This window comes from Pseudomonas sp. NPDC087342 (assembly GCF_044744265.1).
In the GTDB taxonomy this organism is placed as follows: domain Bacteria; phylum Pseudomonadota; class Gammaproteobacteria; order Pseudomonadales; family Pseudomonadaceae; genus Aquipseudomonas; species Aquipseudomonas nunensis.
Window position 1 is genome coordinate 15,001 of record NZ_JBIUXZ010000023.1, and the last position, 11,811, is coordinate 26,811.

10 protein-coding genes are annotated in these 11,811 nt (G+C 60.9%); 4 read left to right on the plus strand and 6 right to left on the minus strand.

What is annotated here, in order from left to right:
• Positions 1-72: 72 nt before the first annotated feature.
• Positions 73-960 (minus strand): LysR family transcriptional regulator, encoded by an 888-nt coding sequence (locus tag ACIOYV_RS27395; protein WP_401328748.1) that lies wholly within the window; start codon positions 958-960, stop codon positions 73-75.
• A gap of 136 nt (positions 961-1,096) precedes the next feature.
• Between ACIOYV_RS27395 and lysM the strand changes: the two genes are divergently transcribed.
• Complete coding sequence (gene lysM, locus ACIOYV_RS27400) at positions 1,097-1,546, plus strand: peptidoglycan-binding protein LysM (RefSeq protein WP_054047738.1); 450 nt, start codon at positions 1,097-1,099, stop codon at positions 1,544-1,546.
• Between the two features lie 127 nt (positions 1,547-1,673).
• Here the strand turns inward: lysM and yrfG are convergent, their stop codons facing one another.
• Positions 1,674-2,336 carry a GMP/IMP nucleotidase gene (gene yrfG / locus ACIOYV_RS27405; protein ID WP_401328751.1) on the minus strand — a complete coding sequence of 221 codons (663 nt, stop codon included), beginning with the start codon at positions 2,334-2,336 and terminating at the stop codon, positions 1,674-1,676.
• A 233-nt stretch (positions 2,337-2,569) separates the two neighbouring features.
• Here yrfG and nudE point away from each other — a divergent pair, with 233 nt between their 5' ends.
• Positions 2,570-3,136 carry an ADP compounds hydrolase NudE gene (nudE, locus tag ACIOYV_RS27410; protein ID WP_054047735.1) on the plus strand — a complete coding sequence of 189 codons (567 nt, stop codon included), beginning with the start codon at positions 2,570-2,572 and terminating at the stop codon, positions 3,134-3,136.
• The gene (gene cysQ / locus ACIOYV_RS27415; protein WP_163907747.1) at positions 3,133-3,966 is read left to right on the plus strand and encodes a 3'(2'),5'-bisphosphate nucleotidase CysQ; all 834 of its coding nucleotides are present in this window, start codon (positions 3,133-3,135) and stop codon (positions 3,964-3,966) included. Before nudE ends, cysQ begins: the two co-directional genes overlap by 4 nt.
• Before the next feature lie 281 nt (positions 3,967-4,247).
• Here cysQ and ACIOYV_RS27420 read toward each other — a convergent pair whose 3' ends face one another.
• From ACIOYV_RS27420 to rfbC, 4 genes are all read right to left on the minus strand, one after another.
• Entirely contained in the window at positions 4,248-4,703 is a 456-nt protein-coding gene (locus ACIOYV_RS27420) for a YiiD C-terminal domain-containing protein (protein WP_401328755.1), read from the minus strand.
• 40 nt (positions 4,704-4,743) lie between these two features.
• Positions 4,744-6,138: a sigma-54-dependent transcriptional regulator gene (locus ACIOYV_RS27425; protein WP_401328758.1), complete on the minus strand. Its 1,395-nt coding sequence runs from the start codon at positions 6,136-6,138 to the stop codon at positions 4,744-4,746.
• The gene (locus tag ACIOYV_RS27430; RefSeq protein ID WP_401328761.1) at positions 6,135-7,943 is read right to left on the minus strand and encodes an ATP-binding protein; all 1,809 of its coding nucleotides are present in this window, start codon (positions 7,941-7,943) and stop codon (positions 6,135-6,137) included. Before ACIOYV_RS27430 ends, ACIOYV_RS27425 begins: the two co-directional genes overlap by 4 nt.
• Before the next feature lie 106 nt (positions 7,944-8,049).
• Positions 8,050-8,595, minus strand: coding sequence for a dTDP-4-dehydrorhamnose 3,5-epimerase (gene rfbC, locus ACIOYV_RS27435; protein WP_401328764.1), 546 nt, complete (start codon positions 8,593-8,595; stop codon positions 8,050-8,052).
• A gap of 167 nt (positions 8,596-8,762) precedes the next feature.
• Here rfbC and ACIOYV_RS27440 point away from each other — a divergent pair, with 167 nt between their 5' ends.
• Entirely contained in the window at positions 8,763-11,675 is a 2,913-nt protein-coding gene (locus tag ACIOYV_RS27440) for an aminotransferase (RefSeq protein WP_401328767.1), read from the plus strand.
• Positions 11,676-11,811 lie beyond the last annotated feature (136 nt).

Below are 11,811 nucleotides of genomic sequence, written 5' to 3' on the forward strand. Positions count from 1 at the left end.
CAGCTCTAAGCCTATGCGCGTCAACTTGTCGCGTCTAATCGCTATTACTGATCTACCGATAGATGCCGTCGATCAAGACTCGCTCTGCGATTTCTGATAGATCGCGAAACAGGCCTCCGCCAATGCTGAGCGTGGGGCGCTGCGACGCATGATCAGCCCCAGCCGGCTAAGGGTTTGCGCGTTTTCGATGGGGTGCAGGCGCAGATGGTCGGTGAGGTTTTCCAGACCGCTGTCCAGCGGCATCACCGCGCAACAGAACCCACCGTGAACCGCTTGTAACAATTGATGGACCGCATCCGTTTGCAGCAACGGCTGGGGAGTCAGCCCGCGACTGTGGAAATTGTGGTCGATGGACTGACGAAAGTGCATGCCGCTGGTGAGCATGCCCAGGGGCAGTTCGATCAGTGATTCCCAACTGAGCGGCGCCTCTCCAAAGTTGTAAAAACGCTGATCGTAGAGCAGGCCCATGCGGGTTTCGCTGAAGGCCAGGGAATCGAAGCGCTCACCATCCAGACGTTCCAGGTAGGAAACGCCGAGGTCCAGGCGATTGTTTGCCAGTTGTTCGAGGATCTGCTCGGAACTCAGGGCCGAGAGTTCGAAGCGCAAGTTCGGGTGCTCGGTGTGCAAGCGCTGCATCAAGGGCAGCGGATCGAAACTCGACAGCGGCACCACGCCCAGGCGCAGCGTACCTACCAAATTGCCGCGACACGCAGCGGCTTCGGCCTGCAAACCGTCGTAAGCCGCCAGCACCGTGCGTGCCCAGGCCAGCACCCGCTCGCCCGGCGCGGTGAAGCCTTCGAAGCGCTGGCCGCGATTGACCAGCGGCAACTCGAGTTCTTCTTCGAGGCTGCGCAGGCGCATGGACAGGGTCGGCTGGGTGATGTGGCAGCGCGCGGCGGCTTGGCCGAAGTGTCGGGTTTCGTCGAGGGCGATGAGGAATTTGAGCTGCTTGATGTCCATCTTCGCTCCAGGGCGCGGGCAGGGTTTGCGATTCTAGCGCTTGCGCGGGATGGGGTCATTGGTCGGCTGGGAACCGGGCTTCAGGAGTCTGGTCTAGTCTTTTGCGTCTGGACCCTTATCCCATGGAGAGAAAACGATGAGCCTTTTCAGCTTTTTAAAAGATGCCGGAGAAAAAATCCTTGATGCGCTGACGCCGGACAAGGCCGAAGCCAATAGCGAGGCGCTGACCAAGCATGTGAAGGATGCACTGACGGGTATCGACACTTCCAAAATTCAAGTGAAGGTCGAAGGCGAGAAAATCATTGCCACGGGCGAAGCCGCCAGTCAGGAAGAGAAAGAAAAAATCCTGCTGGCCCTCGGTAACGTTGCCGGCATCAGCGGCGTGGATGACCAGATCACCGTGACTGGGCCGGTGGCCACACCAGCGAAGTTTGTCACGGTGGAGAAGGGCGACACGCTCAGCGCCATTTCCAAGCGTGTGTATGGCGATGCCAACAAGTACAACAAAATCTTCGAGGCCAACAAACCGATGCTCAAGGATCCGAACAAGATCTATCCGGGGCAGTCGTTGCGGATTCCCGAATAAGACTTAAGACGGTGTGATGGCCTTCGCGGGCAAGCCTTGCTCCTACAGGTTTTGTGTCGGTGTCGTAATGTGCGTACGACACAAATCCTGTAGGAGCGAGGCTTGCCCGCGAAGCAGGCGGCGCGGTCTAGAGCCCTGCAATCAACTCCCGATAATCCCCCACCGCCGCAAATTCCGCCGTGTCCTTCGGTCCTTTGCGACTGTCCGGCTCGCTCACGGCCAACAGATGCGCCACGCCAAAATTCCGCGCACTGCGCAGGATCGGCAAGGTGTCATCGATAAACAGGCTACGCGCCGGATCGAAGCCGATGTCCGCCTGCAACGCATCCCAAAATTGCGGATTCTCTTTGGCAAACCCGTAGTCGTGGGAGCTGATCAAACGCTCGAAATACGGCGCCAGTTCAATCCGCTCCAGCTTCAATGACAGCGAATCACGATGAGCATTGGTGATCATCACCACCCGCTTGCCGGCCTGTTTGATCGCCGCCAGGAAGGTGTCCGCATCCGGTCGCAGGGCGATCAGGTGCGCGGTTTCCAGTTTCAGCTCGCGCACCGGGATCTTCAGCTCGGCGCTCCAGAAGTCCAGGCAGTACCACTGCAACTGGCCGGCGTTACGTTCGAACAGTGGCTGCAATTCCATCTCGGCCATGGCCCGGCTCACCCCGTGCAACTCGGCATAACGCTGGGGCAGGTGTTCCATCCAGAAATGGTTGTCGTAGTGCAGGTCCAGCAGCGTGCCGTCCATATCCAGCAAAACGGTGTCGATGTCGCGCCAGGGCAGCAGGGACATAAAAAACTTCTCCAGCGGTAAAAAAGATATCCGAGGTAAACAATCAGGATAGGCCGGGGCACAGGCTGATTTGAAAGCGTCGCGAGCGAAGGGAGTGCAAGGAAAAAACAGGTTCGGACGGGGAGTTTACAGCTGTAAATGACTCGTCCGAGCCTGTTTTTGACGCAGCAATCCCGAGCGCAGCAGCTTTCAAACAGCCTGTATAGTAACGCGCTTACGCCAAGGAGCCTTATATGCGCCAGAAACCCACCGTACTCGCCCGCGAGATTGTCGCCACCAGCCGTTTATTCTGCGTCGAAGAGCTGAAGCTGCGCTTTTCCAATGGCGTGGAGCGTACGTACGAGCGTTTGGTCGGCAAAGGCGCCGGGTATGGCGCGGTGATGATTGTGGCGATGCTCGATGCCGACCACGCGGTACTGGTCGAAGAATATTGCGGCGGCACCGATGAATATGAATTGTCCTTGCCCAAAGGCTTGATCGAGCCTGGCGAAGACGTGCTGGCGGCGGCCGAGCGGGAGCTCAAGGAAGAGGCCGGGTATGGCGCGCGGCAGTTGGAGCATCTGACCGAGTTGTCGTTGTCGCCCGGTTACATGAGCCAGAAGATTCAGGTGGTATTGGCCACAGACTTGTACGAAGAAAGCCTTGAAGGTGATGAGCCCGAGCCAATGCGGGTGGACAAGGTCAACCTGCGCGAACTGTCGGCCCTGGCCCAGAACCCGCAATTCACCGAGGGCCGTGCCTTGGCGGCGCTGTATCTGGCCCGAGACTTACTGACCCAGCGTGGGGTGTTTTTGCCATGAGTTTGAATTTCCCCCATCCGTTGATGGCGCCGGTGGTTGAACTGGCATTGAAGGCGGGTGAAGCGATCCTGCCGTTCTGGCGCACCGGCACGGCGGTGACCGCCAAGTCCGATGATTCACCGGTCACGGCCGCTGATTTGGCGGCTCACCATGTGATCGTCGACGGGCTTACTGCGCTGGACCCGAGCATCCCGATACTGTCCGAAGAAGACGCCAACATCCCCCAGAGCGTGCGCGCCGGGTGGCAGCGCTGGTGGCTGGTGGACCCGTTGGACGGGACCAAGGAATTCATCTCCGGCAGTGAAGAATTTACCGTCAACATCGCGCTGATCGAGCAGGGCCGCGTGGTGTTTGGTGTGGTTTCGATGCCGACCAATGGCCGCTTCTATGTCGGTGGCGCCGGGTTGGGTGCGTGGCGTGGCGATCAAGGCGCAACGCCGTTGCCGATTCAGGTGCGCGAAGTGCCGGCGGCGGGCGAGGCGTTTACCGTGGTCGCCAGTCGTCGGCATTCCAGCCCTGAGCAGGAGCGCTTGCTGGCTGGGTTGAGTGCCAGTCTGGGTGAGCTGCAACTGGCGAATTTCGGCAGTTCGCTGAAATTCTGCATGTTGGCGGAAGGGGCGGCAGATTGTTATCCGCGCCTGGCACCGACCTCCCAGTGGGACACCGCTGCGGCACAAGGTGTGCTGGAAGGGGCGGGCGGTGAAGTGCTGGATTTGAGCGGTGCGCCGTTTTGTTATCCGGCGCGGGAATCGCTGCTGAATGAATTCTTTTTGGCGTTGCCGGCGAAGGCTGCGTGGCGTGAGAAGTTGTTGGAGTTGGCTCGCGGCTGAAAGATCAAAAGATCGCAGCCTCGTTTCACTCGACAGCTCCTACAGAGAAACGCGCATCCTGTAGGAGTTGTTGGAGTTGGCTCGGGGCTGAGAGATCAAAAGATCGCAGCCTCGTTTCACTCGACAGCTCCTACAGAGAAACACGCATCCTGTAGGCGTTGTTGGGGTTGGTTTGGGGCTGAAAGATCAAAAGATCGCAGCCTCGCTTCACTCGACAGATCCTACAGAGAAACGCGCATCCTGTAGGAGCTGTCGAGTGAAACGAGGCTGCGATCTTTGCTTCACCGATGCAAAACATATTGCCCGGTAAACGTCACCGCATCTTCCTCCGTCCCCACATTCACAACCCGCGAATGCAGCGCCAGCCGCGCTCGGCCATAGCGCTTGTACATCGCCAGAAATTTCTTCCAGACCACCGCACTCGGCGCTTGGCAAATCGCGACAGCATCGCTGGTCACCGGCAGCGGATAGTTGATTTGTCCTTCGTGAATCACGATGTGCCCGTCTTCAATGCCCTCTTCCCGTAAACGCAAATGCAGCCAGCCCCAGCCCGCCAGCACCGCGCCGCAGTACAGGCTGCCGCCGAACATGGTGCTTTTATGATTGACGTTGGGGTCCAGCGGCAAGTGCAGGCGCAGTTGCTGATCGTGCCAGTCGAGCACTTTCACGCCCATCTCCCGTGTCAGGGGAATGTCGCGATGGAGAACGGATTCCAGGTGACGACTGTCGCGGCTCATTCACGGGTCTCTTGTTGGGAAGTGATGATTTGACGGTAGCTCAATCGAGCTCGTCAGTGTGGCTGTGGGCGCCGCTGTCGGCGAAGTTCAGCCCATGCTTGCGCAGCTTGTCGTGCAAGGTCTTGCGCGGAATGCCCAAGGCCTCGGCGAGGCTGCGCACCGAGCTGTGGGGGCGAGCCAGTTCGGCGGCAATCAGGGATTTTTCGAAGTTTTCCACCTGCTCGCTCAGCCCACCGCTGACCACTTCCACCGTGGTGCTGACGCCGCCGTCCGGCGCACTGTTATCCAGCGCCAGTTCCAGGCCCAAGGCGAAGCGCTCGGCAGCATTTTGCAACTCGCGCACGTTGCCCGGCCAGGAGTGCCGCAGCAGCAGGGCCCGTTGCCCCGGTTGCAGTTCGTGGGGCGGCAAACCGTGGCGGGCGCTGGCTTCGTCGGCGAAATGCTGGAACAGCATCAACGCATCTTCGCCGCGTTCGCGCAGTGGTGGAATGCGCAGTGGCGCGACGTTCAGCCGGTAATACAAGTCGGCACGGAAGCGGCCCTGATCGGCGGACTGGCGCAGGTCTTCCTTGGTCGCGGCGATAACGCGGATATCCAGCGGAATGAGCTGATTACCGCCAAGGCGCTCGACCACACGCTCCTGCAACATGCGCAGCAATTTGACCTGTACATCCAGGCTCATGCTTTCGATTTCATCGAGAAACAGCGTGCCGCCGTTGGCGAATTCGAACTTGCCGATGCGGCGTTTTTGCGCGCCGGTAAAGGCGCCGGGTTCGTGACCGAACAGCTCGCTTTCCACCACCGATTCGGCCAAGGCCCCGGCGTTGATCGCCACGAACGGACCGTTACGACGGCTCGACAGATCGTGCAGCGCCCGCGCCACCACTTCTTTACCGGCACCGGTTTCGCCAAGGATCAGCACATCGGCCTTGGTCGCTGCCAATGCACCAATCTGCTCGCGCAGGCGCAACATCGGCGCTGACTGCCCGACCAGTCGGGTGCTCAATTCATTGCGATCGCTCAGGGCCAGACGCAGGCTGCGGTTGTCCAGCACCAGTCGGCGCAAGGCCAAGGCGCGGCGCACGCTGTCGAGCAGGGCGTCGCTGGCGAAGGGTTTTTCCAGAAAGTCATAGGCCCCGGCACGCATCGCTTGCACCGCCAGCGGCACATCGCCGTGGCCGGTGATCAGCAGCACCGGCAGTTCCGGGTCCTGGGCGTGCAGTTCGGTCAGCAGTTCGAGGCCGTCCATGCCCGGCATGCGGATGTCACTGACCACCACGCCCGGCCAGTCGCGCTCCAGTTGCCCGACCACGCCTTTGGCTTCGGACAGCGGCAGGATTTTCAGGCCGGCCAGGTCCAGGGTCTGGCTCAGGGCCTGACGCAGATGGGGATCGTCGTCGATCAACACGACCTGGATGCGGTTATCGATGGTCATGCACTTCGGTCCTCGGACGGTTGCAGGCTCACACCCGGCGCGCCGGCGCGTAGCTTCAGGGTAATCAGGGCGCCGCCCTCCTTGTGGTTGGCGAACGACAGTTCACCGCCGAAGGCGCGCATCAACGTGTCGCAGATCGCCAGCCCCAGCCCAAGGCCCTGCGTGCGGGTCTTGGTGGTGTAGAAGGGCTCGCCAGCGCGACCCAGCGCTTCCAGGCAAAACCCGGGGCCGTTGTCGCGAATGTACAGGTTGACGCCGTCGGTGGTGGATTGGGCACTCAACCAGAGTTTACGCGGCGGGCCTTTTTCGGTGAGGGCGTCGAGGGCGTTGGCCAGCAGATTGCCGAGCACTTGGCGCAAACGCGTTTCCCCGGCCTCGACCCACAAGGTGGCGGCCGGTAGATCGCGGATCAGCTCGACTTCCATGCTCCGGCGACGTTTGGCCAGCAACGCCAAGGCATCGTCCAGCGCCGGTTGCAGCGCGACGCTTTCCGGGGCGTGGCGATCGCGGCGGGCGAAGGCGCGCAGGTGCGCAATGATCGAGGCCATGCGCCCGGTCAGTTCGCTGATCAGCTTGAGGTTGCCCCGGGCATCGTCGGTGCGTTGATGATCGAGCAGCACTTCGGCGTTTTCCGCATAGCTGCGGATCGCCGCCAGCGGCTGATTCAGTTCGTGGCTGATGCTCGCCGACATCGTCCCCAGCGCCGAGAGCTTGCCGGCCTGCACCAGGTCATCCTGGGCGCGAACAAGTTCTTGCTGGGCCTGTTCACGCTCCAGCACTTCCTGCTTCAGGCGTCGGTTGAGGCCTTCGAGGTCGCTGGTACGCTCGGCCACCCGGCCTTCCAGTTCGCGACGTGCCTTGGCTTCGAAGGCGATTCGTTCGAGGTAATGGCGGCGGCGCTGCATCATCAGGCCGAGCAACAGCATCAACACCAGCAGCGTCGCGCCACCGATGGCCACGACCGTGCGCACCGGGCGATCAATCAGCGTGCGGGGCGCGAGGATGCTGACGTTCCAGCCGGTTTCCGCGATTGATTGGGTCTGGGTCAACCAAGCGTTGGGATTGAGCTTCAACGGCTTGGGATTGCGGGTCGGGTAGGGCTGGATCGCACTGATCGCTTTGTTCTCGTCGTCACTCAAGGTGCGAGTCGAGCGAAAGCGCCATTCTGGCCGCGAGGTAAGAATGACCACGCCGTTATGGTCGGTGAGCAGCAGTTGCTCCGGGGTTTTGCCCCAGAGGCTTTCGGTGTGGTCGAGATCGACTTTGACCACCAATACGCCGATGACTTTCTCACCTTCACGCACGGCGGCGGCGAAGAAGTACCCGCGCTTGGCCGACGTGGTGCCCAGTCCGAAAAAGCGCCCGAGCCGCCCGGCCATGGCTTCGCTGAAGTAAGGGCGGAAGGAAAAATTTCGCCCGACAAAACTGTCGTGTTTATCCCAATTGGACGCCGCCAGGGTCTTGCCGCTGGTGTCCATCAGGTACATGACTTCAGCGCCGGTCTGGGCGCTGATGTTTTTCAGCAGACGGTTTGCATTGCCCTGGGTGACGCCATCGTCAGGCGCACCGAGTACGGCGCGCAGGGCGGGCAGATCGCCGAGGATCTGCGGCAATACTTCATAACGGTGCAGGGTGCCCAGCAGGTTGGCGACGTAGAGGTCGAGGGTCTGACGGTTCTGCCCGGCCAGTTCGCTGCGGTAATAGCGCTCGGCCAGATGCTCCAACGGCCACAACAACGGCGCCAGGCACAAGGCAAGCAGGGCCAGGCTGCGCCAGCGGGGTCTGCGGGGGAGGGTCGGAGTCATGAGCATCGAGCGCCTGGGGGTACAGGCGCATTATGCCTAGGGTTGCGGGCGCAGTCTGCGCACCTGGGGCCAGGCGCGCTGTTGTGGTGAAGATTCAGGCAGCGTTTCAGGAAAAGACGTCAGCGTCCTTGAAGAACGCGGCGGCTTGATCCTTGCCGGACAACTGTGGCGCTTCGTCCAGCTGCCAGTCGATGGCCAGGTCCGGGTCATCCCAACGAATGGCGCGCTCGGCCGACGGAGTGTAGTAGTCGGTGGTCTTGTAGAGGAATTCGGCGAACTCGCTCAGCACCACGAAGCCGTGGGCGAAACCTTCCGGGACCCACAGTTGCCGATGGTTGTCGGCCGACAGACGTACCGCCACCCATTTGCCGAAGTGCGGCGAGCTGCGGCGAATGTCCACCGCCACGTCGAGCACTTCACCGGCGGTGACGCGCACCAGTTTGCCCTGGGTGTTTTCCAGTTGGTAATGCAGACCGCGCAGCACGCCTTTTTGCGAGCGGGAATGATTGTCCTGAACAAACTGCGTATTCAGGCCAGTCGCTTCTTCGAAAGCCTTGGCGTTAAAGCTTTCATAAAAGAAGCCGCGCTCGTCACCAAATACCTTGGGCTCGATGATCAGAACACCTGGCAGGTCGGTGGTGACTACATTCATGGGGTTTCTCCAGCAATAGGCGTTGATGGCCGACATTCTTACGCAAAGTGCCGTCTGGCGCGAGGGCTGCGATTGTCTTTTGATGTTTGCAGCCGCAACTCGGGGGGTTGCGTATCGCTGCAAGCGGTGGCGATATAAGCGCCTAATAAAATCTCAGGGGTCGTTGTATGCCGCTCGCCACGTTGATTCACCGCGCCAGTTTGCCCAGCCCGCAAGTGTCTGCGGATCAAGCGCTAGAGCTGTTGCAGGCACATTACGGGTTGAGCGGCTCATTGCAGTCCCTGGGCAGCCAGCAGGACCTCAACTTTCGCGTCGACGCTGAGCGCGGCCGTTTCGTCCTGAAAATCTGCCGGGGTGATTACTCGGCGCTGGAACTGCAGGCACAGCACGCAGGGCTCAAGCATTTGGCCGAACATTCCGGCGTGCCAGTGCCGAAAGTGATTTCTGCACTTAATGGTGAAGACCTGCTGTCGCTGGAAGTCGGCGGGCAGGCCGTGCATGTGCGCCTGCTGGAGTACATCGAAGGCCAGTCGCTGACGCATCTCGATCATTTGCCGGGTGCAGTGGTCGCCGGTTTCGGTCGGCTCTGCGGTGAAATGGACCTGGCCCTGGCCGGTTTCGACCACGCCGGGCTGGAGCGCACGTTGCAATGGGACGCTCGCCACGCCAACGCCTTGATCACCCATCTGCTGCCGATCATCGAGAATGATCAGCAACGCGGGTTGATTGCCGACGCCGCGGCACACGCTGAACGCCGCTTGCTGCCGTTGGTGGCGAAGCTGCCGGTGCAGGCGATTCACATGGACATCACTGACGATAACGTGGTCTGGCGCCGGGATTCGCAACGCCAGTGGCAGTTGCAGGGCGTGATCGATTTCGGCGATCTGATCCGCACCTGGCGCATTACCGATCTGTCGGTGACCTGCGCGGCGTTGTTGCACCACGCCGATGGCGATCCGTTCTATATCCTGCCGGCGGTCCAGGCTTATCACGCGATCAACCCGTTGCAACATGAAGAGCTGCAAGCGCTGTGGCCGTTGATCGTGGCTCGCGCGGCAGTGCTGGTGCTCAGTGGCGAGCAGCAGGTCAGCGTTGATCCGGGCAATCAGTACAGTCGCGACAATCTGACCCACGAGTGGGAAATTTTCCGCGTTGCGACGTCGGTGCCATTGGAGTTGATGGAAACGGCGATTCTGACCGCCGTCGGCCAGCACCTGCCGACAATTGGCAGTGAAGGTTTCGCGCCGTTACTGCCGAGCCTGGTCGGTCGTGAATTTGCCCTGATCGACTTGGGCGTTCTCAGTCCGCATTTCGAGGCCGGCAACTGGGAGCAACAAGGCATTGATCAGCGTCTGCTGACCGAAGCCGCTGCGACCCACGGTCTAGCGGCCAGTCGTTACGGCCAATATCGTTTGTCCCGCACCCGGCCGGACAGCGCTACTGAGCCAGACACCTGCCCGTTGCACGTCGAGTTGCGCGTGCCTCATGGCACCGCCGTCGAATCACCGTTTGCCGGCGTTGTCCACCAACCGGCAGCGGGCGTGTTGCAACTCGATGGCCCGCAACTGAGCGTGCGCCTGTGGGGCGTGACCCCGTCGCTGCATGTCGGTGCGGCGCTGGTCAAAGGCCAGGTACTGGGTTCTGTCAGCGGGCCGCTGGTCGTGCAGTTGTGCCGAGGGGCTTCGTTCGATGCGCCGCTATTTTGCTCGCCGTCCCGCGCGTTGGCCTGGCAAGCGTTGTGTCCGTCGCCAGCGGTGCTGTTGGGGCTGGCGTGTGACGCTGAAGAAGAACTCGATTCGAAGACCTTGCTGGCCCGTCGCGATGCGAGTTTCGCCCGCACTCAAAAACATTATTACGTCGATCCGCCGCGCATTGAGCGCGGCTGGCGCAATCACCTGATCGACATGCAGGGCCGCTCCTACCTCGACATGCTCAACAACGTTGCGGTGCTTGGTCACGGTCATCCACGCATGGCTGCTGTCGCCAGTCGTCAGTGGTCCCTGCTTAATACCAACTCTCGGTTCAACTACGCGGCAGTTGCCGAGTTCTCCGAGCGCTTGTTGAAGTTGGCGCCGGATTCCATGGACCGCGTGTTCCTGGTCAACAGCGGCAGCGAGGCCAACGACTTGGCGATTCGCCTGGCGTGGGCCTACAGCGGCGGGCGCGACATGCTCAGCGTGCTTGAGGCCTATCACGGCTGGACGGTGGGCGCGGACGCAGTCTCGACGTCGATTGCCGACAACCCCAAGGCCTTGAGCAGCCGCCCGGACTGGGTGCATCCGGTCATTGCGCCGAACACCTATCGCGGCGAATTCCGTGGCCCGGACAGCGCGCCGGACTACGTGCGCAGCGTCGAGCACAACCTGGCGAAAATCGCCGAACAGAAACGCCAGTTGGCCGGTTTTATCTGTGAGCCGGTGTATGGCAATGCGGGCGGGATCTCGTTGCCGCCGGGCTATTTGCAGCAGGTGTATGCGTTGGTTCGCGCCCAGGGCGGCGTGTGCATCGCAGACGAAGTGCAGGTCGGTTATGGCCGTATGGGCCACTTCTTCTGGGGTTTCGAAGAGCAAGGCGTGGTGCCGGACATCATCACCATGGCCAAGGGCATGGGCAACGGCCAGCCATTGGGCGCGGTGATCACTCGCCGGGAAATCGCCGAAGCGCTGGAGGCCGAGGGGTATTTCTTCTCGTCGGCGGGCGGCAGTCCGGTCAGTTGCCAGATCGGCATGGCAGTGCTGGATGTGATGGAAGAGGAAAAGCTCTGGGAAAACGCGCAGATCGTCGGCGCCTATTTCAAGCAGCGGCTTGAAGCGCTGATCGATATTCACCCGCTGGTGGGCGCGGTGCATGGTTCCGGTTTCTACCTAGGCGTCGAGCTGATCCGCAACCGCGAAACCCTGGAGCCGGCAACCGAAGAAACCACGGCGCTGTGTGATCGTCTGCGTGAGCTGGGGATTTTCATGCAGCCGACGGGTGATTTCCTCAACGTCCTCAAGATCAAACCGCCGATGGTGACCTCGCGGCAGAGTGTGGATTTCTTTGTCGATATGCTCTCCAAGGTATTGGGCGAAGGGTTGTAAGGCTTGATATCGCTTTCGCGGGCAAGCCTCGCTCCTACAGGTTGATCGCATTCCCCTGTAGGAGCGAGGCTTGCCCGCGAAGGCGTCCTCAAAAAATTGTAATCCAGATTATTATCGGCATTTTCTGACGATATTT